This is a genomic window from Pseudomonas sp. GV105, assembly GCF_003058185.1.
GTDB lineage: Bacteria > Pseudomonadota > Gammaproteobacteria > Pseudomonadales > Pseudomonadaceae > Aquipseudomonas > Aquipseudomonas veronii.
Map to the genome: position 1 here is coordinate 241,212 of NZ_QBUF01000004.1, position 24,589 is coordinate 265,800.

The following is a 24,589-nucleotide window of genomic DNA, read 5'->3' on the forward strand; positions in this document are numbered from 1 at the left end:
TTCAGCGCCCTTCCTTCAACGCGCCGTCAGCCGCAACCTGCAGGCTGAACAGTGCGCCATGGGCGACTTCGACATTCAGCAACTGCGCTCGGGGCAAACCGCGCGCCCGGGCCAGCAGCAGACGCATCACGCCACCGTGGCTGATCAACAACACACGCTGTCCGGCATAAGCCTGATGCAAGCGTGAGACCGCGCCGAGAACCCGATCGGAAAAGTCGCTGACACGTTCACCGTCAGGTGGCGTGAAGCTATAGGGGTCGGCCCAGAACGCGCCCAGCCCGTCGGCGTCGGTCTCCATCAACGCCGCCGCGCTCTGCCCTTCCCAGGCGCCGAAGTGCAATTCCTGCAGGGCCTTTTCCAGGCTAACCGGCACCTTGAGTGTTGCGCCCAGTTCTTGCGCGAACCGCGCACACCGTTGCAGCGGCGAACTGATCAATCGGTCCCATGGGCCCTGCCCGGCCACCGCAGCACGCATCTGCGCCCAGCCGTTTGCGGTGAGCGCATCGTCGAGGTTGCCGCGCAGGCCACCGCCCAATTCGGTTTCGCCGTGGCGCAACAGGTCCAGGTGCAAGGTCATGCCGGGCGGTCCGCCACGGCGGCTTCGGCGAATGTCGCCATCTGCCCGTGCAGCGCGCAGGCCAGGCGCAGCAGCGGCACCGCCAACGCCGCGCCGCTGCCTTCGCCGAGCCGCAGGCCGAGTTCGAGCAACGGTTGCGCGTCGAGGCAGTGCAGCACGTGGCGATGGCCAGGCTCGGCGCCGCGATGGCCGAACACCAGCCACTCCCGGCACGCCGGGTTCAGCCGCGTGGCGACCAACGCGGCAACGCTGCAGATAAAGCCGTCCACCAGCACCACGATGCCGTCCTGGGCGCAGGCCAGATAGGCACCGACCAACGCCGCGATCTCCAACCCGCCGAGGTTGAACAGGGTGTGCAGCGCATCACCGCGTTGCGCGGCATGCACCGCCAGTGCGCGTTCGATGACGGTGACTTTGTGGCTGACACCCCGGGCATCCAGGCCGGTACCCGGCCCGGTCAAATCGCTCACCGGGCAATCGAGCAAGGCACACGCCAACGCGCTGGCGGCGGTGGTGTTGCCGATCCCCATCTCGCCGCCGATAAACAGCTGTGCGCCGCTCGCCAACGCACGGCGCGCGCTGTCGCGACCGGCCTGCAGCGCCAGCCGCCCTTGCGCCTCGGTCATCGCCGGGCCGTTGACGAAGTTGGCGGTGCCCGCTGCGATATTCAAGTGACGCACGCCGGGCAGGTTCAGCGACGGCGTCACCGTGCCGAGGTCGATCACTTCCAACTGCGCCGCCAGTTGCTGCGCCAATACGCTGATGGCCGCACCGCCGGCGACAAAGTTATGCAGCATCTGCCCGGTGACTGCCTGGGGATACGCCGACACGCCTTCGGCCACCACGCCGTGGTCGCCGGCAAAGATGGCGATCCACACCTGCTCCATCGCCGGTTTGACCCGGCCTTGCAGGCCGGCCAACTGCACCGCCAACGCTTCCAGGCGGCCGAGGGAGCCGGCCGGCTTGGTCAATTGCTGTTGGCGCGCCAAGGCGTGTTGATACGCCGAAGCGTCGCTGGCCTTGCACGGGTTGAGCCACCAGGTTTCCGTCATAACGCAGTACCTTTCAAAGTCAGGGGCAGGCCGGCAACGGTCAGGACAACGCGCTGACACCGTTCGGCCAAGGCTTGATGCAGCCAACCGGCTTCATCCACATAGCGGCGAGTCAATTCGCCCAGCGGCACGACACCCAAACCGGTCTCGTTGCTGACAAACAGGATTTCACCTGGCAATGAGGCCAGGCTTTCGAGCAATTGGTCACGCTCAAAAGCCAGACGCTCGGGGTTATCGAGCAGCAGCAGATTGGTCAGCCAGAGCGTGAGGCAATCCACCAGCAGGCAGCGCTCGGGCGCGGCGTTTTCGCGCAGCACCCGTGCCAGTTCGATCGGTTCTTCGATCAGGCCCCAGTGATCCGGGCGGCGCTGGCGATGCAGGGCGACACGCTGGTTCATCTCGCCGTCCAGCGGTTGGCTGGTGGCGATATAAATGACGGGCAACGCGCTGTCGCTGGCGAGTTTTTCCGCCAGGCGGCTCTTGCCGGAACGGGCGCCGCCGAGAATCAGTTGGAGCATGGGATGGCACCTCGGTATTCGAGCCGGGCTCGGTCAACGGTGGGAGCTGGCGTGCCAGCGATGCAGGCACCTCGGTGTCTCAGGCAAGCCCTCAAATCCCACACAACCTGCGCAACAGCGCGGTATCCAGATGCTGTTCCACCAGGTCGGCCAACCGTTCGATGTCGCGCTCGCGCAGGGCGTGGTAATCGACCTCCTGCACCGCCTGCACACCGGCCCAGCGCAACAAGGCGCTGCACGCGGCCGGGGTTTCGAATACACCGTGCAGATAAGTCCCGAGGATTTGCCCGTCGGCGCTCTGGGCGCCGTCATGTCGGCCATCGTCCAGATACACAGCAGGACGTTCCAGAGCCGCGCCGGACGTCACGCCCGCATGGATCTCATACCCACTGACCTCGGCGTCCTCCAGCAACAGGCGCCCACGCACATTGCGCAACTGCTTCTCTTGCGCCAGCGTCGTACTGAACGCCAGCAGCCCCAGACCGTCACTGGAGCCGGCCGGCCCCTCGAGCCCGAGCGGGTCATGCACCTGCTCGCCGAGCATCTGCAACCCGCCGCAAATTCCCAGCACCTTGCCGCCGTAGCGCAAGTGCCGCGCCACCGCAGTGTCCCAGCCATTGGCGCGCAGGTACGCGAGGTCACTGCGCACGCTTTTCGAGCCCGGCAGAATAATCAGGTCGGCGGCGGGAATCGGCTGGCCCGGGCCGATGAACTGCAAGTCCACCTGGGGATGCAGGCGCAGCGGGTCAAAGTCGGTGTGGTTGCTGATGCGCGGCAACACCGGCACGACCACCTTGAGCACCTCGGCCGCCTTGTCGATCTGACGCTGGTCGATGCCGTCTTCGGCCTCCAGGTGCAGGTCCATCACGTAGGGCAATACGCCGACCACCGGTTTGCCGGTGCGCGCTTCCAGCCAATCCAGCCCTGGCTGCAACAAGGCGATATCGCCGCGAAAACGGTTGATGATGAAGCCTTTGACCCGTGCCTGTTCGGTCGGCGAAAGCAATTCAAGGGTGCCCACCAGATGCGCGAACACGCCGCCGCGATTGATGTCGGCGATCAGCAGCACCGGGCAATCCACGGCCTCGGCGAAGCCCATGTTGGCGATGTCATTGGCGCGCAGGTTGATCTCCGCCGGGGAGCCTGCGCCTTCCACCATCACCACCGGGTAGGCGTCGCTCAAACGCGTGTGGGACGCCAGCACCGCCTGCATCGCGATGGCTTTGTAGTCGTGATAGGCCACTGCGTTCATGCTGGTCACGGCGCGGCCATGGATGATCACTTGGGCGCCGGTGTCACTGTTGGGTTTGAGCAGCACCGGGTTCATGTCGGTGTGCGGCGCCAGGTTGGCGGCCTGCGCCTGCACCGCCTGGGCGCGGCCGATTTCGCCGCCTTCGGCCGTCACCGCGCTGTTGAGCGCCATGTTCTGCGGCTTGAACGGCACCACCGCCACGCCCTGGCGCACCAGCCAGCGGCACAAGGCGGTGACCAGGGTGCTTTTACCGGCATCGGACGTCGTGCCTTGCACCATCAGCGTACTCATACCGCGTCCTTGTAGGCGATCAGGGCCTGTTCCAGGCGCTGCCAATCGGCGTCGGTGTCGGGCAGGCCGAAACGCAGGCTGCTGTCGTGGACAAACAGGCGCAGCAGAATGCCGCGCTGGGCCATGAAGTTGTGCATGCGTTCGGCGTGAGGGGTGATCAGCCATTGAAACAGGGCGCAGCCGCCCTGGGGTTGGAAACCTTGGCGCTCGAGCAAATCGAACAAGCGCTGGCCGGCTTCCAGGCAACGGTTGCGTTGCCGGGTGTGCCCGGCGGTATCGCGCAGACACGCTTGACCGATCACCCGCGTCGGCCCGCTGACCGCCCACGGCCCGACCTGTTCGGCCAACAGCTTGAGCAACTTGCGCTCCGCCAGCACAAACCCCAGGCGCACACCGGCCAGGCCGAAGAACTTGCCGAACGAACACAGCACGATCAGGCCGACCTGATGGGCCTGGCCGGCCAGGCTCAGGTGCGGCGTGACGTCCATGAACGCTTCGTCCACCACCAGCCAACCGCCGCGCTGGGCCAGCCGCGCATGCCAGTCGAGCAGCCGTTGCGGGGTCAGGCTCAGGCCCGTGGGGTTATTCGGGTTGACCACCACCAGCACGTCCAGGCTGTCGAGAAAGAAGTCGACCTCCTGCTCCTGCACTTCGCGCACCACGTAGCCGGCGCGACGCCAGGCCTCGGCGTGCTCGGCATAGCAAGGTGACAGCACGCCGACCTTGCCGCCCCGGCGCAAGCGCGGCAGCAGTTGGATCGCCGCCTGGGAACCCGGCACTGGCAATAAATGCGCGGTGCCATAGTATTCGCTGGCGGCTTGCTCCAGACCGTCGTCGGTTTCCGGCAGACGCGCCCAGGCGCGCAACGGAATCTCGGGGACCGGCCACGGCCAGGGCGCCAGGCCGCTGGACAGGTCGAGCCATTCGGCCTCGGCAATCCCATATTCAATCGCCGCCTTACGCAGCCGGCCACCGTGCTCAAGCATACAATTGCCCCCCGACGCATAGGATCAGCAGCCACAACCATACGCCGCGCTGCACCAGTTGCCAGCCGCGGTCGATGGCGTCCGCATCCGCCGCCGGGCCTTCGCCCAGTGGCGGACGCTGGTGCAGCTCACCGTGATAGATCGCGGCACCGCCCAACTCGACGCCCAAGGCACCTGCCCCCGCCGCCATCACCGGACCGGCGTTGGGGCTGTCCCAGGTCGGGCCCTGACGGCGCCAGCATTTGATGGCCAGCCTGGTTTTACCGAGTACGGCGTAGGTCAACGCCACCAGGCGTGCCGGAATATAGTTCAGTACATCGTCGATCCTGGCCGCCGCCCATCCGAAACGCTCGAAGCGTTCGTTGCGATAGCCCCACATGGCGTCGAGGGTGTTGCTCAAGCGGTACAGCACCACGCCCGGCACACCCGCGACGACAAACCAGAACAGTGCGGCAAACACCGCGTCGCTGCCGTTTTCCAGCACCGATTCGGTGGCGGCGCGAGCGACTTCAGTGCGATCCAGTTCACTGGTCTGGCGACTCACCAGGTAACTCACGCGCCGCCGGGCTTCGTCCAGGTCATCGCCGCGCAGGGCCTGGGCCACCGGGATCACGTGCTCGCCGAGACTGCGCATGCCGAGGGCACAGTACAACGCGAGGATCTCCAGCACCCAGCCGATGTAAGGCGCCCACGACAACGCGGTGGCCAACAGCGTCAACGGCACCACCGCAATAAACCAGGCGGTCACGCCGTGGCTGCGCCAGCCACGGCCACCGCTGTTGAAACGCTGCTCGATGCGCGCGGCGAAGTTGCCGAACGCCACCAGCGGATGCCAGCGCCTGGGCTCGCCCAGCAGCGCATCCAGCGCCACCGCAGCGACACACAGCAAGGCCACACTCATTGACGCACTCCCCAGGTATTTTCATACAACATGTCACTCAGCGGGCGCGGTTCGGCCCAGCCTTCGAGCTGCAACATCGGTGCCGGATAGAACGCCTCGACCGGCCCCAGGCACAACACCGCCAAGGGTTTCGCGCCGGGCGGCAAGCCCAGCAGGTCGGCCAGGGCCTGCGGTTCGAACAACGACACCCAGCCCATGCCCAGGCCTTCGACCCGCGCGGCCAGCCACAGATTCTGGATCGCGCAGGACAGCGAGGCCATGTCCATTTCCGGCAAGGTACGCCGGCCGAAGATATGTCGCTCGCGCTCATCCATCAGCGCCGCCACCAGCACTTCGGCGCAGTCGTGGATGCCTTCGACCTTGAGCTTCATGAACGTATCGGAACGCTCGCCCAACGCCTCGGCGGTGCGTATGCGTTCTTCCTCCACCAACTGTTGAATCCGCCCACGCAATGGGCGATCGCTGATGCGGATAAAACGCCACGGCTGCATCAAGCCGACGCTCGGCGCCTGGTGTGCGGCCTGGAGCAAGCGCTGCAGCAGTTCGGGAGCCACGTCACCGCCGCTGAAGTGACGCATGTCGCGGCGTTCGGCGATGGCACGGTAGACGGCGTCGCGCTCGGCCTGGGGGAAAGAGTTGTCGGTCATGAGCCTATCGCGGGCAAGCCCGCTCCCACCGTGGATTCGTGCTGTGGCGCAGCGTGCGGTGCGACTCGCTCGGGCGCAAACAGCGCGGCCACGGCCCGGGGGTTGGAGGGGAAGTAGAAGTGAACGTAGGAAGCGGTCAGCCGCCCCTGTCGATACACCGCCTCGGCCCCGCGCCCGCCATTGGGGCTCACGCCACGGGCAATGGGCACCCAGTCGGTGCTGGTCAGCGAGTGGTGATAGGTGTGCCCACGCAACACGCCCTCGGGCAATTCGACGCTTTGCAGAGCCAGCGCCGCGAGCTTCTTTTGCATCACCGCAGCGCCCTGCAGCAGGCCGACCAGTCCGGCGCGGAGGCCGTCGACATCGGTGAGCGAGTCCAGCAGATAGAGCATGCCGCCACACTCGGCGAGCAGCGGTTTGCCGGCAGCGTGATGGGCGCGGATCGCCTCCAGCATCGCGGTGTTTTCCGACAGTGCCTGGTGATGCAATTCCGGGTAACCACCGGGCAGATAGAGGCTGTCGGCGTCTGGCAATTGGCGATCATGGATCGGCGAGAAGAAGCTCAACTCGGCGCCCATCGCCCGCAGCAGATCGAGGCTGGCACCGTAAGTGAAGGCGAAGGCTTCGTCACGCGCGACGGCGATCCGCACGCCAGCCAGCAACGGTTCGGTGCGGGTTACCGGCGGTGCGGCAAAGGTGACCGGCGGCGGCAACGCAACCTCGCAACTGCTGCCCAACGCTTGGGCGGCGGCGTCCAGGCGCAGGTCGAGGTCATTCAGTTCGCTGGCTTGCACCAGGCCCAGGTGGCGGCTGGGCAATTCGATAGCGGTCTCGCGGGACAGCGCGCCATACCAGCGCAGGCCTTCGGTGAGGCTGCCTTCGAGCAATTGCGCATGGCGCAGGGTGCCGACGCGGTTGGCCAGCACGCCGGCGAACGGCAAGTCCGGCTGATAGCGTGCCAGGCCGAGGGCCAGGGCGCCGAAGGTCTGCGCCATGGCCGTGCCATCGATCACGCCGAGCACCGGCACACCGAAGTGCCGCGCCAGGTCGGCGCTGGAAGGTGTGCCGTCGAACAGCCCCATCACGCCTTCGATCAGGATCAGGTCCGCCTCCCCCGCTGCTTCCCACAGTAGGCGGCGACTTTCCTGCTCACCCACCATCCACATGTCCAATTGATACACCGGCGCACCGCTGGCGCGCTCGTGGATCATCGGGTCGAGGAAGTCCGGGCCGCATTTGAACACACGCACCTTGCGCCCCAGGTTGCGGTGCAAGCGCGCCAGCGCGGCGGTGACCGTGGTTTTGCCCTGGCCGGACGCCGGTGCGGCGATCAAGACAGCCGGGCAATGGCGGGGCTGATTCAAAGTTCGACGCCTTTCTGTGCCTTGATACCGGCCTGGAACGCATGCTTGAGCATGCCCATGTCGGTGACGGTGTCGCCCATTTCGATCAGTTCAGGCTTGGCGCCACGGCCGGTGACCACCACGTGCTGCATCGGCGGGCGGGCCTGCAGGTCGCTGAGGACTTGATCGAGGTCGAGGTAGCCGTGCTTGAGCGCGATGTTCAGCTCATCCAGCACCACCAGGCCGATGCTCGGGTCTTGCAGCAATTGGCGGGACACCGCCCAGGCGGCCTCGGCGGCCGCGATGTCGCGCTGGCGGTCCTGGGTTTCCCAGGTAAAGCCCTCGCCCATTACATGGAAACGCACTTGCTCGGGGAAACGGCGGAAGAACAGTTCTTCGCCGGTGCTGTTGCGCCCCTTGATGAACTGCACCACACCGCACTGCATGCCATGGCCCATGGCGCGGGCAAGCATGCCAAATGCCGAGCTGCTCTTGCCTTTGCCGTTGCCGGTCAGCACCAGCAGCAAGCCGCATTCGTTCGGGGAATTGGCGATGCGCTCATCGATCACGGCTTTTTTACGCAGCATGCGCGCCAGGTGGCGTTCGTCGCGCTCGGGGGAATCGGTCATGGCAGCTCTCCGTTGGGGCTGGACAAAAACGGCGGGCAGGAAAAATCAAAAACAGACAGCCAAGCATCGCCCACCGTGATGCTGTTGGATGATCCGGGCCGGTCTCCGGGCTCATGAGTGGCGCGCTAGCGCGCAGGCCGACGGCGCGCCTTCCCATATCGCAGGCGATACAGTGGCAAACAGCACCGTCTTGACTCATTTACCGTTGCGGGGGCAGCGCCGGAATCGCGGCAGCACTGTGTACAAGTGCGCTCACTCACCGGCTTCCCTGTTTCACTCAGTCGACCCGTGGGTCACAGAGCACCTGGAACAAGCGGCGAAGGTTAGTGGGTTGGGGGTGGAGCGTCAATTAAAGCTGGCCTTGCACTTGAACCATCGCCGCATCGGGCGCCTCTACCCTTACAGACATCCAGGAGAAAACCATGCATAAAACAAGACTCGCCTTACTGATCATGCTCGCGGGCACCCTCGCCGCCTGCGGCGAAAGCTCGACCCTGAAGGTGTCCGATGGCACCGGGCCTTCACCGCAGCTGCCGGAGCCGAACAAGACCCTGATCCCCACCGTGAACATCGCTCCGGCCATCGGCTGGCCGGCGGGCACCCAGCCCACGGCCGCCGCCGGCACCCAAGTGGCGGCGTTCGCCGAAGGCCTGGACCACCCGCGCTGGCTGTATGTACTGCCCAATGGCGATGTGCTGGTGGCGGAAACCAACGCGCCGCCCAAGCCGGACGACGCCAAAGGCCTGCGGGGTTGGGTGATGCAGACAGTCATGGGCCGCGCCGGTGCCGGTGTGCCGAGCCCGAACCGCATCACCCTGCTGCGCGATGCCGACCATGACGGGGTCGCGGAGACCCGCACCGTGTTCCTGGAAAACCTCAACTCGCCCTTCGGCATGACGCTGGTGGGCAATGACCTGTACGTGGCCGATTCGGACAAGCTGTTGCGCTTTCCCTATCAGACCGGCGAAACCGCGATCAAGGCCGCCGGCAGCAAGGTCATCGACCTGCCAGCGGGCAGCATCAACCATCACTGGACGAAAAACGTGGTGGCCAGCAAGGACGGCAGCAAGTTGTATGTGAGCGTCGGCTCCAACAGCAACGTCGCCGAGAACGGCCTGGAAGCGGAACAAGGCCGCGCGGCGATCTGGGAAGTCGACCGCGCCAGCGGCCAGCACCGTATCTTCGCCTCCGGCCTGCGCAACCCGAACGGCATGGCCTGGGAACCGCAGAGCGGCAAGCTGTGGACGGCAGTGAACGAGCGCGACGAGATCGGCAGCGACCTGGTGCCGGACTACATCACCTCGGTCCAGGATGGCGCCTTTTATGGCTGGCCCTTCAGCTATTACGGGCAGCACGTGGATGTACGCGTCACACCGCAGAACCCGGACCTGGTGGCCAAAGCCATTGCGCCGGACTACGCCGTAGGCCCACATACCGCCTCGCTGGGCCTGACCTTCGCCGAGGGCAGCAAACTCCCGGCGCCCTTTATCAACGGCGCGTTTATCGGCCAGCACGGCTCGTGGAACCGCAAGCCGCACAGCGGCTACAAGGTGATCTTCGTACCGTTCGAGGGCGGCAAGCCGAAGGGGCCGCCAGTGGACGTGCTGACCGGGTTCCTCAACAGCGAAGAACAAGCCATGGGACGACCGGTTGGCGTGGTCATCGACAAGCAGGGTGATTTGCTGGTGGCGGACGATGTGGGGAATAAGGTGTGGCGGGTTTCTGCGGCTAAGTAACTATTACAAATGTGGGAGGGGCGGTGCGACGATTCGACTTGCCCACGATGGCGGTGGGTCAGTCACTGAATGCATGGACTGACACGCCCTCATCGGGAGCAAGCTCCCTCCCACATTTGGATCCTGCTTTGGCTTAGGGGTTGCGGGCCAAGTGCTCAGCCGGTAACACGCGCTTGGCGCTCAGGTAGGCGTTCTGCCAGTAGGCTTTGGACAAGGTGTCCAGCTTCACCGTACCGCCCGTCTGCGGCGCATGCACAAAGCGCCCTTCGCCGACATAGATCCCGGCGTGGCTGACCTGCGAGCCGCCACCCGTGGCGAAGAACAGCAGGTCACCGGTTTGCAGGTTCTGTGCGCTGACGTCCTGGGCGCGCATCACGATCAGTTCGCGCGTGGTGCGCGGCAGAGAGATGCCCGCGGCATCACGGTAGACAAACCCGATCAACCCGCTGCAATCGAAACCGGAGTCCGGCGTATTGCCGCCCCAACGATAAGGCGTACCGACCAGGCCCAGCGCGCGGAACAGCACGTCTTCAGCGACCGGCGAACTCTGGCTGGAATAGTTGAACACTGGTTTAGGCTTGGCCGCTACGGGCGCAGGCTGCGGGCGGCTTGCGCAGGCGCTGAGCAGCGCGGCGCAAACAATAAGAATCAGGCGGGCCGAGGTCGACATGTGCAGAACAATCCTGGTCTGGATGCGGCTTTCGCTGCCGAACGCTGAAAACCAGAACGCGCAAGCATGGCTTGCGCGAACGGATTACAACAATGTCCAGAGATTCTAGCGCTTACACGTCAAACTTCAAGTATCACTTTAACTTTACTTGCTAGCGGTAATCGTCGTCGGGGCCATGGCAAGTGCGCGCTTGGCTTCGATGAAGGTTTTGCTCCAGTAGCTGTCGCCCAGGCTGTCGACTCGAACACCACCGCTGCGGCGGCTGCTGGAGTGGATAAACTGGTTATCGCCCAGGTAGATACCGGCGTGACTGACGCGACCGCGGCCACTGGTACTGAAGAAAAGCAGATCCCCAGGCTTGAGGTTGTTACGCGCGACCAACGGTGCATTCACGTTGATCATTTCGCGGGTGGAGCGTGGCAGGTTCATGCCAGCTTCTTCGCGAAACAGGTAACCGATAAAACCGCTGCAATCAAAACCGGCTTCAGAGGTACCGCCGAAACGGTAACGGGTCCCGATCAGGGACATGCCGCGTTCGAGGATGCTGTCGGCCAGAACGGGAAGCTGATAAGGCTTGTTGCCAGCGAAGGCGGCCAGTTCTTTTTCGGTTGCCAGCTCTTCCTCATAAACAGTGGAAGACTGCGCAGCAACGAATTTTGCCTGATTTTTATACTGTTGATTGTGCTGCTCGGCCACTTGTTGAGGGTGGGAGGCGCAACCAAACAACAGAGCGACAAGTGCGAGAGGCACGAGGGGTGCGAAGCGATTTAGCATGGGCACGACCGTGGCTGATGTGTAAAGAAGTCGAGACTATGCCTTCTATCACATCGATTTGCAAATTCAATCGTGATCCATGTGACTTACTGTTTGCGTTATGACATCTAAGCCCTTAATACCCTTTGCGCGTGTTTTGCGTGGTCAAGCCGGCCAAAACGCAGGTTTCCTGGCGCCTGAAATTTGCCGAAGCCCCCGAAATACAAGGGCTGGCTACCAGCCGAGGGTTTCCTTGAGGAAGGGAATCGTCAGCTTGCGCTGGGCCTGCAAAGAGGCCTGATCAAGCTGCTCGAGCAAATCGAACAATGCGCTCATGCTGCGGGTGCCGCGGGTGAGGATAAAGTGCCCGACCTCGTCGGTGAGGTGCAGGCCGCGACGGGATGCACGCAATTGCAGGGCACGCAATTTGTCCTCGTCGGACAGCGGGCGCATCTGGAAGATCAGCGCCAGGGTCAGGCGCGACTTGAGGTCGGCCAGCTTGACCGGCAACTCACGGGGCGAGGTCGAAGCCGCGATCAGCAGGCGGCGCCCGCTGTCGCGCAGGCGGTTGAACAGATGAAACAGCGCCTCTTCCCAATCCGCCTTGCCGGCGACGGCCTGCAGATCGTCCAGGCACACCAGTTCGTATTGTTCGAGGTTGTCGAAAATCCCGATCCCGCGGTCCATCAACTCCGCCAACGGCAGGTAAACCGCCGGTTCACCCATCTGCTCGAAGCGCAGGCACGCAGCCTGCAACAGGTGGGTGCGCCCCACGCCTTGCTTGCCCCACAGGTAGATCAGGCTTTCAGTCCACCCGGCGTCGGCTTCGCAGAGCCGCTCGACATAGCCGAGTGCTGCGGCGTTGGCGCCTGGGTAGTAATTGATAAAGGTGGCGTCGTCACGCAGACGCACACCTAAGGGCAGCTGAATCGGTTTCATGCTGACTGAACGGCTCCGATCGAACCGTTAGTGGCCTCTGTGAAAAGTTTGCAAAGTTTATACCCGTGACGCCGGGCGCACAATGCAGCAGACCATAAGCAAAATCAAAGGTTTGCGTTAACTTGTTGGATTTACGCAAATTGTTTGACGCCACAGCGCCAGAAACAACAAACCCGGCCTGGGCCGGGTTTGTGACGCTGCGATTACAAATCGGGGTCTTCAACGCCCCCGTACATATCCGAATCCTTGTACAGATCGTGGACATGACGCACCAGCACCATGATCACCGCCGCCACCGGCAGCGCGAGCAGGATGCCGGTAAAGCCGAACAACTCACCGCCAGCCAGGATCGCAAAGATCACCGCGACCGGGTGCAGGCCGATGCGATCACCCACCAGCAACGGGGTCAGCACCATGCCTTCGAGGGCCTGGCCGACCATGAACACCGCGACAATCCCGAGCATCGGGTACAGGTCACCGCCAAACTGGAACAGCCCGGCCACCAGCGCCGCACCGATACCGATCACAAAGCCCATGTACGGCACGATCGCGGCCAGACCGGCAATCAAGCCAATCAACAGGCCCAGCTCCAGGCCGATCGCCATCAAGCCGGCGGCATAGATAATCCCCAGGGCCAGCATCACCAGCAGCTGGCCGCGCACGAACGCCCCCAAGACCTCATGACACTCCCCAGCCAGGGACACGATGCGCGCTTCACGGTCACGCGGCAGCAGGCTGCGGATCTTGGCCATCATGATGTCCCAGTCCCGCAACAGGTAGAACGCCACCACCGGGATCAACACCAGATTGGTCAGCCAGCCGATCAGCGCCAGGCTGGATGCCGTTGCCTGGCTGAGAACCACGCCGACGATGTCGGTGGTCTGGCCCATATGCTCGCTGATCGCAGCCTTGACCTTGTCGAACTTCCAGAAGCCATCCGCCAGCCCCAGCTTGGCCTGGGCCCACGGCATCGCCGTGTGCTGCAGCCAGTCGAGCATCTGCGGCGCCAGTTCATACAGACGGAACAACTGCTTGGCCAGCATCGGCACCAGCACCAGCACCAACGCCGTGATGATCAGCGTAAACAGCGCAAACACCGTGACCACCCCCAAAGTCCGCGACAGGCCGGCTTTCTCCAGGCGATCCACCACGGGATCGAACAGATAGGCGAGCAACAGCGCGACCAGGAACGGCGTCAGGATCGAATGCAGCAAGAACACAAAAACGCACAGCAGGGCGATCCCGCCAAGCCACACCCAACGACGCGTATCCGCCATACACCACTCCATCTTTTATCGGCTGCTATATAAAGCAGAACATTTACCAACGAAAACGCAGTTGCGCCTGCGGCTCAGGGGCGGCGACCGGCTGCGTGCCGTCCACTGGCGGTTGCGCAGCCAGTGCTTCACCCGGGGGAATCTCCTGCAACCTGGCCAGGCTCAGTTGAGTACGCAACTGATCGGCGCTGCCATTGACGCGATACACAATACGATTGCCATCCACGCGCTGCGGCTGGCCGCCAAACGGCTCGAGCAAGTGGCCCAACGCGGCGTAGCGCTCCAGGGTCATGCCCTGTACTTCGAGCAATTGCTCGGTGCTCGCGCCCGGCTTGACCACAAAGCGCGGCGCCAGTTTCTGGCTGACCGCCAGCATCACGGCATCGGCCACGGCGGCGGTGTCGGCGCCTTGCGCGGTACCCTGCTCGCTCTTGTCGCCCAACCACAGGCGCCATTTGGCCTGCCATTGGCTGCCTTCCTGGCGCGCATGCACTGCGAGCATCGCATCGGCGCCGTAGCGTTCCGAGGCTGCACGCAACGGCGTGGCGTCCGCGCTTTCGAGGTTGGGCGCGGTGGCGACCACCTGTTCATCCAAATCCCCCAACGGCAGGCGCAGCGGCAAGCCGCGATGTTGCGCCGCACGGCGCAGCGCCTGCGCGACGGCCTGGCCATCCCCGACCAGGTTGCTGCCGTCGGTGGAGTCATTCAGCCACCAACCCAGGATCGACGGCCGATTGCTGCCCCAGATCGACAGGCCGGCCTCACGCAAGGCGCGATCGGTGCTGACGGGGTCGAAATCCACTTGCAGGCTTTCCGGCGGGCCGGCGTCGTAGCCGTATTGCGTGATGATTTGTTGCGGGTCCTTGCGCACCGCCGCCAGGCCGGGGCCTTCGGCGGCCTTGGCGTCGCCAGTGAGGCGGATCACCAGGGTCTGTACGGCGCGCTGGGTCGCCTGGTCGCGTTCTTGCGGTGACTGGCTGCTGACCGGCTCCAGTACTTGATAAAGGCCATTGAGGGTTTCGGCATGACTCGCCAGGCTGACCAACGACAAGCAGCCTACAAAAAACACATTACACAGACGCATGGAAGATTCCCGAACGACAAAATTAGCGGCTGGAACAGACCGCGTGATCTCGGTTTGCCAAGGCTGTGACCACAGCGATCGGTAAAACATTCACGGGGTCTCGGTAAGTTTTCCTACTGTCATAACGATAGCGGGTTCAAGGCTATACCTTAATACGGAGCTGGGCAGACCCGATTAGCATTTTTTTAACCGGCTTTTTTATCTATGTGGCTCTGCCCGTCGGCCCGAGGATGGCCGCTGACCCTCAAGCCTGATAAAATCGCGCGCCTTCGCAGACCGTCAATGGCTGGGCCTTTTCACAAGAGCCCTTGCCCAATCGGTCGTTACCCCTGAATCCCCCCTAAAGGCCTGGATCATGAGCAAGCAACCCTCCCTGAGCTACAAGGACGCCGGTGTAGACATCGACGCCGGTGAAGCATTGGTCGAACGCATCAAGAGCGTCGCCAAGCGCACTGCGCGCCCCGAAGTCATGGGTGGCCTGGGCGGTTTTGGCGCCCTCTGTGAAATCCCGGCCGGCTACAAACAGCCCGTGCTGGTTTCCGGCACCGACGGCGTGGGCACCAAACTGCGCCTGGCCCTGAACCTGAACAAACACGACAGCATCGGCATCGACCTGGTCGCCATGTGCGTCAACGACCTGGTAGTGTGCGGCGCCGAGCCGTTGTTCTTCCTGGACTACTACGCCACCGGCAAGCTCAACGTCGAAACCGCGACCCAAGTGGTCACCGGCATCGGCGCTGGCTGCGAATTGTCGGGTTGCTCCCTGGTCGGCGGCGAAACCGCTGAAATGCCAGGCATGTACGAAGGCGAAGACTACGACCTGGCCGGCTTCTGCGTCGGCGTGGTCGAAAAAGCCGAGATCATCGACGGCTCCAAAGTGGCTGCCGGCGACGCCCTGCTCGCCCTGCCGTCGTCCGGCCCGCACTCCAACGGCTACTCGCTGATCCGCAAGATCATCGAAGTGTCCGGCGCCGACATCGAGAACATCCAGCTCGACGGCAAGCCCCTGACCGACCTGCTGATGGCGCCGACACGCATCTACGTCAAGCCACTGCTCAAGCTGATCAAGGACACCGGCGCGGTCAAAGCCATGGCCCACATCACCGGCGGCGGCCTGCTGGACAACATCCCGCGCGTCCTGCCCAAAGGCGCCCAGGCGATTGTCGACGTGGCCAGCTGGCAGCGTCCTGCGGTATTCGACTGGCTGCAAGAGAAAGGCAACGTCAACGAAACCGAAATGCACCGCGTGCTGAACTGCGGCGTGGGCATGGTGATCTGCGTGGCGCAAGAGCACGTGGAAAGCGCGTTGAACGTGCTGCGCGAAGCCGGCGAACAGCCTTGGGTCATCGGCCAGATCGCTGCTGCCGCCGAAGGCGCGGCTCAGGTTGAACTGAAGAACCTTAAGGCGCACTGATGTCTGCAACCTGTGATGTCGTGGTGCTGCTCTCCGGCACCGGCAGTAACTTGCAGGCCCTGATCGACAGCACGCGCACCGGCGACAGCCCGGCGCGCATCGCTGCGGTGATCTCCAACCGCAGCGACGCCTATGGCCTGCAACGCGCCAGGGAGGCAGGCATTGCCACGCGCACCCTGGATCACAAGGCTTTCGAAGGTCGCGAGGCCTTCGACAGCGCCCTGGTCGAACTGATCGACGCCTTCAACCCCAAACTCGTGGTACTGGCCGGCTTCATGCGTATCCTCAGCGCTGATTTCGTGCGGCACTACGCTGGGCGGCTGTTGAATATCCACCCTTCCCTGCTGCCCAAGTACAAAGGCATGCACACCCATCAGCGCGCCCTCGACGCGGGCGACAGCGAGCATGGCTGCAGCGTGCATTTTGTCACCGAGGAACTCGATGGCGGGCCTCTGGTCGTACAGGCAGTGGTTCCGGTAGAGTCTGACGACTCGGCGCAGACGCTTGCGCAACGGGTTCATACGCAGGAACACAGGATTTACCCGCTGGCTGTTCGCTGGTTTGCCGAGGGGCGGTTGATTCTTGGTAAACAGGGTGCATTATTGGACGGTCAGTTACTCGCGGCCAGCGGCCACTTGATTCGAACCTAGGAGATTTTATGCGTCGCGCCTTGCTCTTCGCTTTTGCGCTGTTCGCCTTGCCTGCGGTGCAAGCAGCAGATTTACATCCTTTCTCCGCCAGCTACACCGCCGACTGGAAACAGTTGCCCATGAGCGGTTCGGCCGAGCGCAGCCTGACCCACAATGGCGATGGCACCTGGACCTTGAACTTCAAGGCTTCCATGATGATTGCCAGCCTCACCGAAACCAGCGTGATCCAATTCGACAAGGACGCTCTGCAGCCGAAGAGCTACACCTTCGAACGCGGCGGCCTGGGCAAGGCGAAAAGGATCAACCTGGACTTCGACCAGACCGCCAAGAAAGTCACCGGCTTTGAAAACAAAGACCCGGTCAACGTTGCCCTGCAAAGCGGCATGCTCGACAAGTCGACCTACCAGTTGGCGCTGCAGCGCGATGTCGCGGCCGGCAAGAAGAGCATGAGCTACAACGTGGTTGAAGGCACCGACGTCGACACTTACGACTTTCGCGTGATCGGCCCGGAAAAGGTCCAGACCAAAGCCGGCTCCATCGACGCGATCAAGGTCGAGCGCGTGCGTGACCCGACCCAAAGCAAGCGCATCACCCAGATGTGGTTTGCCAAGGACTGGGGCGGCATCCTGGTTGCCCTGCGTCAGGTGGAAACCGACGGCAAGGAATACAACATCATGCTGCAAGACGGCACGGTTGACGGTCAGCCTGTCAAAGGCAGCTGATTGAACTGATACGTTGGAAAAGAGCCTCGCGCAATGCGGGGCTTTTTTTCGCCTGGAATATTCAGGCAAGGCCGTTATTGCCTGACGCAATCATGAAGCTTTTGTCATAAAACCCAGCCGCCTGTGGCGCAATGTCGCGGTTTACGCGGCCTGCACAATTGTTGCTATTTATGTAAAGGACTGTTGCAGGAAAAATCGGTTTACTTAGCAAGCTAACAAAACATATAACAAATGCCTGCGACGACTTGCCGCAGATCAACCAGAGATTGGAGCAAGCAGATGACTGTAAAAGTGACTGAGCGCGACGACGAACATATGTCCCACGAAGCATTGGGCCATGGGATTCACATCTGGGACGTACACCAACAAGACCTGCTGGTCGGCATGTTTCATAACGAGAGCGACGCTCATAACTATAAAAACGAGCTCGAAACCCTTGAGATGAAACGCCAGGCACAAAGCTCCTGACTATTTGCCAGACTCAGGCGCCAGGCCCACGCAGCCTGGTTGCCTGAAAACAAAAAACCCGCCGGTGAGCGGGGTTTGTTGTTTTACAGCCTTACCACATCAGATCATCCGGGATCTGGTAGGCGGCGTAAGGATCATCCTCATCCGGCACCTGGCTTTCGGTGAGGATATTGAGCTGGACGATACGCTCCGGCGCGCGCTCCTGGATCTTCAGCGCCGCTTCGCGCGGGATCACCTCGTAACCGCCGGCGTGATGCACGATCGCCAGGGAGCCGTTGCTCAGCTTGTTGCGCATCAGCGTGTTGACCGACAGGCGCTTGACCTTCTTGTCATCCACGAAGTTGTAGTAGTCCTCGGTGGTCAGCTTGGGCAGGCGCGAGGTCTCGATCAGTTGCTTGACCTGGGCCGTGCGGGCCTTGGCCTCGGCTTTCTCCTGCTGCTGGCGGTTCAGCTCCTGGTCGCGCTTGACCTTCTCGGCCATGGCTTCCTGGGCCAGGCGTGCCTGGGTGTCATCGGCCTCGGCCTGGCCTTTGTGGACCAGACGTTGATGTTTCTGTTTCTCTTTGCCGACCTGCTTGGCCTGCTTTTGGTTGACCAGACCTGCTTTGAGCAACTGGTCGCGAAGGGAAAGGCTCATGGTGCTTACTCACTTAGGCAACTGCTCAACCGCAGCTGGACACGTTCTTTTCCTGGCGTTTGGCTTCGCCCCACAGGGCGTCCAACTCTTCGAGGGTGCAATCTTCCATGGATTGACGCGTATCGCGCAATGCCTGTTCGATAAATCGGAAACGTCGCTCGAATTTGGCATTGGCACCGCGCAAGGCGGTTTCCGGGTCGACCTTGAGGTGACGGGCCAGGTTGACCGCAGCAAACAGCAGGTCACCGACTTCATCGGCGATGGCCACTGCATCGTTATCGGCCATGGCTTCGAGCACTTCATCCAGCTCTTCGCGCACGTTATCCACCACCGGCAACGCAGCGGGCCAATCGAAACCGACCTGGCTGGCACGCTTCTGCAATTTGGCGGCACGGGACAGCGACGGCAAGGCGGTGGGCACATCGTCGAGCAGGGACAGTTGCTCGGGGGCGTCGGACTTTTCCGCGCGCTCCTCGGCCTTGATCTGCTCCCAACGCGTCTTGACCTGCTCTTCGCTCAGTTGCGGGATATCCAGCGGCGCGTACAGATCGCCGGTGGGGAACACATGGGGATGACGTCGAATCAGCTTGCGGGTGATGCTGTCGATCACCCCGGCGAACTCGAAGCGCCCTTCTTCCTGTGCCAGCTGGCTGTAATACACCACCTGGAACAACAGGTCGCCCAACTCGCCTTGCAGGTGATCGAAGTCGCCGCGCTCGATGGCGTCGGCGACTTCGTAGGCCTCTTCCAGGGTGTGCGGGACGATGCTCGCGTAGGTTTGCTTGATGTCCCACGGGCACCCGTATTGCGGGTCGCGCAGGCGATTCATCAGGTGCAGCAGGTCTTCAAGTGAATACATCATTCTATTTCCGATCAGGTATGAACACCGCCGAACAACTGTGGGAGGGGGCTTGCCCCCGATTGCGGTGGATCAACCAAGAATCTGGTACCTGACACTCCGCTTTCGGGGGCAAGCCCCCTCCCACTTTCAGACTGTGTTCATCCAGATGCTCATGGGGTACGGTTGCGCCGCGTCTCGATGATGTTCGGCAACTGGGAAATCCGCCCCAGCAACCGCCCCAACGCGTCCAGCCCCGGAATCTCGATGGTCAGGGACATCAACGCGGTGTTGTCCTCCTGTTTGCTTGATGTCCCACGGGCACCCGTATTGCGGGTCGCGCAGGCGATTCATCAGGTGCAGCAGGTCTTCAAGTGAATACATCATTCTATTTCCGATCAGGTATGAACACCGCCGATCAACTGTGGGAGGGGGCTTGCCCCCGATTGCGGTGGATCAACCAAGAATCTGGTACCTGACACTCCGCTTTCGGGGGCAAGCCCCCTCCCACATTCAGCCTGCATTCATCCAGACGCTCATGGGGTACGGTTGCGCCGCGTCTCGATGATGTTCGGCAACTGGGAAATCCGCCCCAGCAACCGCCCCAACGCGTCCAGCCCCGGAATCTCGATGGTCAGGGACATCAACGCGGTGTTGTCCTCCTTGTTCGAGCGGGTGTTGACGGCCAGCACGTTGATCCGCTCGTTGAGCAGCACTTGCGACACGTCGCGCAGCAGACCGGAACGGTCGTAGGCACGGATGATGATGTCCACCGGATAGGTGAGCACCGGCACCGGGCCCCAGCTGACCTGGATGATTCGCTCCGGCTCACGCCCGCCCAGTTGCAGCACCGAGGCGCAGTCCTGGCGGTGAATGCTCACGCCACGGCCCTGGGTGATGTAGCCGACGATGGCGTCGCCCGGCAGCGGCTGGCAGCAACCGGCCATTTGCGTCATCAGGTTGCCGACGCCCTGGATCTGGATATCGCCACGCTTGCCGGGCTTGTAGCCGGTGGCTTTGCGCGGGATCAGTTCCAGCTGTTCGTTGCCGCGTTCCGGCTCCACCAGTTGCTGGGCCAGGTTGACCAGTTGCGCCAGGCGCAGGTCGCCGGCACCGAGGGCGGCGAACATGTCTTCGGCGATCTTCATGTTGGCCTTTTCGGCCAGCTTGTCGAAGTCCACCTGAGGCAGGCCCAGGCGCGCCAGTTCGCGTTCGAGCAGGCTTTTGCCGGCGGCGACGTTCTGGTCGCGCGCCTGCAGCTTGAACCAGTGGACGATCTTCGCCCGCGCCCGCGAGGTGGTGATGTAACCCAGGTTCGGGTTCAGCCAGTCGCGGCTCGGCGTACCGTGCTTGCTGGTGATGATCTCGACCTGCTCGCCGGTCTGCAGGCTGTAGTTGAGCGGCACGATGCGCCCGTTGATCTTGGCGCCCCGGCAGTTGTGGCCGATTTCGGTGTGCACGCGGTAGGCGAAGTCCAGCGGCGTGGCGCCCTTCGGCAGGTCGATGGCGTGGCCGTCGGGGGTGAAGATGTAGACCCGGTCCGGCTCGATATCCACCCGCAGTTGTTCGGCCAGGCCGCCGATGTCGCCGAGTTCTTCGTGCCACTCCAGCACTTGGCGCAGCCAGGAGATCTTCTCTTCGTACTGGTTGGACCCGGCCTTGACGTCGGTGCCCTTGTAGCGCCAGTGCGCGCACACCCCCAGCTCCGCCTCTTCGTGCATGGCGTGGGTGCGGATCTGCACTTCCAGCACCTTGCCCTCGGGGCCGATCACTGCAGTGTGCAGCGAGCGATAGCCGTTTTCCTTGGGGTTGGCGATGTAGTCGTCGAACTCCTTGGGGATGTGCCGCCACAGGGTGTGGACGATACCGAGCGCGGTGTAGCAGTCGCGCATTTCCGGCACCAGCACGCGCACGGCGCGCACGTCGTAGATCTGGCTGAAGGCCAGGCCCTTGCGCTGCATTTTGCGCCAGATCGAATAGATGTGCTTGGCGCGGCCGCTGATGTCGGCGTCGACGCCGGTAGCCTGCAACTCGGCGCGCAGCTGGCCCATCACGTCGGTGATGAAACGCTCGCGGTCGAGCCGGCGCTCATGCAGCAGCGTGGCGATCTGTTTGTATTGGTCGGGTTCGAGGTAGCGGAAGGACAAGTCCTCCAGCTCCCATTTGATATGGCCGATACCCAGGCGGTGCGCCAGCGGTGCGTAGATGTCGAAGACTTCGCGGGCCACGCGGTTGCGCTTTTCGTCGTCGGCGGTTTTCACCGCACGGATCGCGCAGGTGCGTTCGGCCAGCTTGATCAAGGCGACGCGCACGTCGTCGACCATCGCCACCAGCATCTTGCGCAGGTTTTCCACCTGGCCCTGGGTGCCCAGCACCATGGACTGGCGCGGGCTGAGGCTGGCGCTGATGGCGGCCATGCGCAGCACGCCGTCGATCAGCTTGGCCACCACGGAGCCGAAGCGCTGGCCCACGGTGGCCAACGGGATATGCCCTTCACGCACGCCGCGATAGAGCACGGCAGCGATCAGCGAATCCTGGTCGAGCTTGAGATCGGCGAGGATCTCAGCGATTTCCAAGCCGGTGCGAAAGCTCGAAGTGCCTTCGGCCCACAGGTTCTTGGCCGCATTGTCTTGCTGTTCAGACTCACGAGCGAACTCGCAGGCTGCTTTCAAGGCTTCACGGTCCAGTGCCGGGTCGACACTGATGGCATGATCCAGCCATGCCTCGAGATTGATACTGCCGTCGGTGTTGATCGGCTGGTGTGCTCTCACCTGTACCATCTTGCTTACCTTCCCTACGACGCACCTTCGATGCGCCAAAAATCATCGCTGACCTGCTTTATCACTAAAGCTCACACACTCCCTGGCAGGTCACGGCCCAGGAGAATGCAGGCCAGTCGGATTAAACGGGCATCCTAGCCCGCCTCAAATAACGCCATCGCCTCGACATGCGCGGTTTGCGGAAACATGTCGAGGATCCCGGCACGTTTTAGCCGGTAACCCTGCTTGACCAACTCAACCGTGTCCCGCGCCAGCGTCGCCGGATTGCAGGACACGTACACCAGGCGCTTGGCCCCCAGGCTGGCGAGCTTGCGCACAACCTCCAGGGCACCGTCGCGAGGTGGGTCCAAGAGTACCGCAGAAAAGCCCTGTTTGGCCCATTCCGCGTCAGTCAACGACTGGGACAAATCGGCCTGAAAAAACTGCACATTATGCAAATTATTGCTGACGGCATTCAGCGCCGCACGCTCGACCATGGCCTGCACGCCTTCCACCGCGACCACTTCGCGCACCTGGCGCGCAAGTGGCAGGGCGAAGTTGCCCAGCCCGCAAAACAGGTCCAGCACGCGCTCATCGGCTTGCGGCGCCAGCCATTCGAGGGCCTGGGCCACCATCGCCGCGTTGACCCCGGCGTTGACCTGGACAAAATCGCCCGGCCGATACGCCAGCTCCAGAGCCCACGGTTCCAACCGATAACCCAGGGCCTGGTCAGGCTCGACCGGCTCCGGCTGGCCCTCGCCATGCAGCCACAACTGGGCCTCATGGAAGGCGCAGAATTCTTTGAGGATCAGCAGATCGGCGTCGGACAACGGCGCCATATGGCGCAGCAATACGGCGATGGACGACCCGCTGAACAGCTCCACATGCCCCAATGCCTGCGGTTTGCTCAAGCGCCGCAGCATGTTGGGCAAACGCTGCATGATCGGTTGCAAGGCCTGTACCAGCACCGGGCAATCGTCGATGGCGACAATGTCCTGGCTGGCCACGGCGCGAAAGCCCACTTCCAGGGTCTTGGCCTTGGCGTCCCAGCGCACCGCCACGCGGGCGCGACGCCGATAGCCCAGCTCCGGGCCACTCAAGGGTGCCGCCCACGCCTGCGGTTCGACCCCTGCCACACGCGACAATTGCTCGGCGAGCATGCGCTGTTTCAGGGCAAGTTGTTCAGCATGGGGCAGGTGCTGCACGCTGCAACCGCCGCAACGACCGAAGTGCGCGCACGGCGCCGGGCGCCGCAGTTCGCTGGGCTTGAACACACGCTCGGTGCGCGCCTCGACCACTTTGCCGTGGGCGCCCAATACCCGCGCTTCGACCTCTTCACCGGCCAGCGCACCGTTGACAAACCAGGTGCGGCCTTCAAAGAACACGATGCCACGGCCGTCATTGGCCAGGCGCTCGATGGTCAGGCGTTGCTTCTTGCCCACCGGAATCTGTGGGGTACGGCTGCCGCCCGTCGGCTGGAAGCGCAGGCCTCTCTCGTGCTTGGCCATCAGTTGGGTTCGTCGAAAATGCCGGTCGACAAGTAACGGTCGCCACGGTCACAGATGATCGCGACGATCACCGCGTTTTCCACTTCCTTGGACAATCGCAACATGCCGGCCACGGCGCCGCCGGAGGACACACCGCAGAAGATGCCTTCTTCACGGGCCAGGCGGCGCGTGGTGTCTTCGGCTTCACGCTGGGCCATGTCGATGATGCGATCCACGCGCGTGGCGTTGTAGATCTTCGGCAAATACTCTTCGGGCCAGCGGCGAATCCCGGGGATCGACGCGCCTTCCATCGGTTGCAGGCCGACGATCTGGATCGCCGGGTTCTGCTCCTTGAGGTAGCGCGAGTTGCCCATGATGGTGCCGGTGGTGCCCATGGAACTGACGAAATGGGTAATCGTGCCCTGGGTCTGGCGCCAGATTTCCGGGCCGGTGGTGGTGTAGTGCGCCTCGGGATTGTCGCCGTTGGCGAACTGGTCCAGCACCTGGCCACGGCCTTCGGCGGCCATGCGCTCGGCGAGGTCGCGGGCGCCTTCCATGCCTTCTTCCTGGCTGACCAGGACCAATTCGGCACCGTAGGCGGTCATCGCGGCCTTGCGCTCGGCGCTGCCATTGTCGGGCATGATCAGCACCATCTTGTAACCCTTGATCGCCGCGGCCATGGCCAGGGCGATCCCGGTGTTACCGGAGGTGGCTTCGATCAGGGTGTCGCCCGGCTTGAGCTGCCCGCGCAGCTCGGCGCGCGTGATCATCGACAGCGCCGGACGATCCTTGACGGAACCGGCCGGGTTGTTCCCTTCGAGCTTGAGCAACAGGGTATTGCTGGTTTCACCCGCCATGCGTTGCAAGCGGACCAGGGGCGTGTTGCCGACGCAATCGGCGATTGTAGGGTACTGCAAGGTCATGGCGTATTCGCAATCCAGACTGCGGGGCGAACATCA

24 protein-coding genes, 2 pseudogenes and 1 riboswitch are annotated in these 24,589 nt (G+C 63.1%); of the genes and pseudogenes, 5 read left to right on the forward strand and 21 right to left on the reverse strand.

Translation table 11 applies throughout. The annotated features are described in order from the left end of the window. Position 1 precedes the first annotated feature (1 nt). The 9 genes from cobC to cobO all read right to left on the reverse strand — a co-directional run bounded on the left by cobC (position 2) and on the right by cobO (position 8,196). Positions 2-577, reverse strand: coding sequence for an alpha-ribazole phosphatase family protein (gene cobC, locus C8K66_RS09585; protein ID WP_108524703.1), 576 nt, complete (start codon positions 575-577; stop codon positions 2-4). Continuing rightward, positions 574-1,629 (reverse strand): nicotinate-nucleotide--dimethylbenzimidazole phosphoribosyltransferase, encoded by a 1,056-nt coding sequence (cobT, locus tag C8K66_RS09590; RefSeq protein WP_046382490.1) that lies wholly within the window; start codon positions 1,627-1,629, stop codon positions 574-576. Before cobT ends, cobC begins: the two co-directional genes overlap by 4 nt. Next, positions 1,626-2,147, reverse strand: a complete 522-nt coding sequence (gene cobU, locus C8K66_RS09595) for a bifunctional adenosylcobinamide kinase/adenosylcobinamide-phosphate guanylyltransferase (protein ID WP_017845331.1) — start codon at positions 2,145-2,147, stop codon at positions 1,626-1,628. The genes cobT and cobU overlap by 4 nt, the downstream gene beginning before the upstream one ends. Before the next feature lie 91 nt (positions 2,148-2,238). Beyond that, positions 2,239-3,690: a cobyric acid synthase gene (locus C8K66_RS09600; protein WP_057003849.1), complete on the reverse strand. Its 1,452-nt coding sequence runs from the start codon at positions 3,688-3,690 to the stop codon at positions 2,239-2,241. Beyond that, positions 3,687-4,676: a threonine-phosphate decarboxylase CobD gene (gene cobD / locus C8K66_RS09605; RefSeq protein WP_108524705.1), complete on the reverse strand. Its 990-nt coding sequence runs from the start codon at positions 4,674-4,676 to the stop codon at positions 3,687-3,689. Before cobD ends, C8K66_RS09600 begins: the two co-directional genes overlap by 4 nt. Continuing rightward, positions 4,669-5,577, reverse strand: a complete 909-nt coding sequence (gene cbiB / locus C8K66_RS09610) for an adenosylcobinamide-phosphate synthase CbiB (protein ID WP_017845328.1) — start codon at positions 5,575-5,577, stop codon at positions 4,669-4,671. The genes cobD and cbiB overlap by 8 nt, the downstream gene beginning before the upstream one ends. Next, entirely contained in the window at positions 5,574-6,224 is a 651-nt protein-coding gene (gene bluB / locus C8K66_RS09615; protein WP_108524707.1) for a 5,6-dimethylbenzimidazole synthase, read from the reverse strand. The genes cbiB and bluB overlap by 4 nt, the downstream gene beginning before the upstream one ends. Then, complete coding sequence (locus C8K66_RS09620; protein WP_017845326.1) at positions 6,221-7,588, reverse strand: cobyrinate a,c-diamide synthase; 1,368 nt, start codon at positions 7,586-7,588, stop codon at positions 6,221-6,223. The genes bluB and C8K66_RS09620 overlap by 4 nt, the downstream gene beginning before the upstream one ends. Beyond that, positions 7,585-8,196, reverse strand: coding sequence for a cob(I)yrinic acid a,c-diamide adenosyltransferase (gene cobO, locus C8K66_RS09625; protein ID WP_046382485.1), 612 nt, complete (start codon positions 8,194-8,196; stop codon positions 7,585-7,587). The genes C8K66_RS09620 and cobO overlap by 4 nt, the downstream gene beginning before the upstream one ends. A 78-nt stretch (positions 8,197-8,274) precedes the next feature. Further along, positions 8,275-8,519: riboswitch (cobalamin riboswitch) on the reverse strand. A 99-nt stretch (positions 8,520-8,618) separates the two neighbouring features. Here cobO and C8K66_RS09630 point away from each other — a divergent pair. Continuing rightward, the gene (locus tag C8K66_RS09630; RefSeq protein ID WP_108524709.1) at positions 8,619-9,932 is read left to right on the forward strand and encodes a sorbosone dehydrogenase family protein; all 1,314 of its coding nucleotides are present in this window, start codon (positions 8,619-8,621) and stop codon (positions 9,930-9,932) included. A 133-nt stretch (positions 9,933-10,065) separates the two neighbouring features. On the opposite strand, the gene C8K66_RS09635 is transcribed toward C8K66_RS09630, so the two are convergent. The 5 genes from C8K66_RS09635 to C8K66_RS09655 form a co-directional block, all read right to left on the reverse strand. Continuing rightward, on the reverse strand, positions 10,066-10,602 hold the full coding sequence (locus C8K66_RS09635; RefSeq protein WP_017845323.1) for a C40 family peptidase: 537 nt from the start codon (positions 10,600-10,602) through the stop codon (positions 10,066-10,068). A gap of 144 nt (positions 10,603-10,746) precedes the next feature. Further along, on the reverse strand, positions 10,747-11,376 hold the full coding sequence (locus C8K66_RS09640) for a C40 family peptidase (RefSeq protein ID WP_046382483.1): 630 nt from the start codon (positions 11,374-11,376) through the stop codon (positions 10,747-10,749). A 213-nt stretch (positions 11,377-11,589) separates the two neighbouring features. Continuing rightward, a complete protein-coding gene (gene hda / locus C8K66_RS09645; protein ID WP_017845321.1) occupies positions 11,590-12,294 on the reverse strand; it encodes a DnaA regulatory inactivator Hda in 705 nt (234 codons plus the stop codon). Positions 12,295-12,497: 203 nt separating this feature from the next. After that, complete coding sequence (locus C8K66_RS09650) at positions 12,498-13,571, reverse strand: AI-2E family transporter (RefSeq protein ID WP_046382482.1); 1,074 nt, start codon at positions 13,569-13,571, stop codon at positions 12,498-12,500. Positions 13,572-13,614: 43 nt separating this feature from the next. Then, the gene (locus tag C8K66_RS09655) at positions 13,615-14,655 is read right to left on the reverse strand and encodes a DUF2066 domain-containing protein (RefSeq protein WP_046382481.1); all 1,041 of its coding nucleotides are present in this window, start codon (positions 14,653-14,655) and stop codon (positions 13,615-13,617) included. Between the two features lie 355 nt (positions 14,656-15,010). Here C8K66_RS09655 and purM point away from each other — a divergent pair, with 355 nt between their 5' ends. From purM to C8K66_RS09675, 4 genes are all read left to right on the forward strand, one after another. Continuing rightward, positions 15,011-16,069: a phosphoribosylformylglycinamidine cyclo-ligase gene (purM, locus tag C8K66_RS09660; protein ID WP_017845318.1), complete on the forward strand. Its 1,059-nt coding sequence runs from the start codon at positions 15,011-15,013 to the stop codon at positions 16,067-16,069. Next, positions 16,069-16,719: a phosphoribosylglycinamide formyltransferase gene (gene purN / locus C8K66_RS09665; RefSeq protein ID WP_017845317.1), complete on the forward strand. Its 651-nt coding sequence runs from the start codon at positions 16,069-16,071 to the stop codon at positions 16,717-16,719. Before purM ends, purN begins: the two co-directional genes overlap by 1 nt. 8 nt (positions 16,720-16,727) lie before the next feature. Then, the gene (locus C8K66_RS09670; RefSeq protein ID WP_046382480.1) at positions 16,728-17,441 is read left to right on the forward strand and encodes a DUF3108 domain-containing protein; all 714 of its coding nucleotides are present in this window, start codon (positions 16,728-16,730) and stop codon (positions 17,439-17,441) included. A 279-nt stretch (positions 17,442-17,720) separates the two neighbouring features. Next, a complete protein-coding gene (locus C8K66_RS09675; RefSeq protein WP_017845315.1) occupies positions 17,721-17,909 on the forward strand; it encodes a hypothetical protein in 189 nt (62 codons plus the stop codon). 91 nt (positions 17,910-18,000) lie between these two features. Here the strand turns inward: C8K66_RS09675 and C8K66_RS09680 are convergent, their stop codons facing one another. From C8K66_RS09680 to cysM, 7 genes and pseudogenes are all read right to left on the reverse strand, one after another. Then, positions 18,001-18,546 carry a DUF2058 domain-containing protein gene (locus tag C8K66_RS09680; protein WP_017845310.1) on the reverse strand — a complete coding sequence of 182 codons (546 nt, stop codon included), beginning with the start codon at positions 18,544-18,546 and terminating at the stop codon, positions 18,001-18,003. Positions 18,547-18,571: 25 nt separating this feature from the next. Further along, a complete protein-coding gene (mazG, locus tag C8K66_RS09685; protein ID WP_017845309.1) occupies positions 18,572-19,405 on the reverse strand; it encodes a nucleoside triphosphate pyrophosphohydrolase in 834 nt (277 codons plus the stop codon). Positions 19,406-19,557: 152 nt separating this feature from the next. Continuing rightward, positions 19,558-19,692: pseudogene (locus tag C8K66_RS31605) on the reverse strand (hypothetical protein); the annotation flags it as partial. Between the two features lie 4 nt (positions 19,693-19,696). Further along, positions 19,697-19,768, reverse strand: a pseudogene (locus C8K66_RS09690) (hypothetical protein); the annotation flags it as partial. A gap of 152 nt (positions 19,769-19,920) precedes the next feature. Then, positions 19,921-22,164, reverse strand: coding sequence for a GTP diphosphokinase (relA, locus tag C8K66_RS09695; protein WP_017845308.1), 2,244 nt, complete (start codon positions 22,162-22,164; stop codon positions 19,921-19,923). Between the two features lie 134 nt (positions 22,165-22,298). Then, a complete protein-coding gene (gene rlmD, locus C8K66_RS09700; RefSeq protein WP_046382479.1) occupies positions 22,299-23,651 on the reverse strand; it encodes a 23S rRNA (uracil(1939)-C(5))-methyltransferase RlmD in 1,353 nt (450 codons plus the stop codon). After that, the gene (gene cysM / locus C8K66_RS09705) at positions 23,651-24,553 is read right to left on the reverse strand and encodes a cysteine synthase CysM (protein WP_108524711.1); all 903 of its coding nucleotides are present in this window, start codon (positions 24,551-24,553) and stop codon (positions 23,651-23,653) included. Before cysM ends, rlmD begins: the two co-directional genes overlap by 1 nt. Between the last annotated feature and the right edge of the window lie 36 nt (positions 24,554-24,589).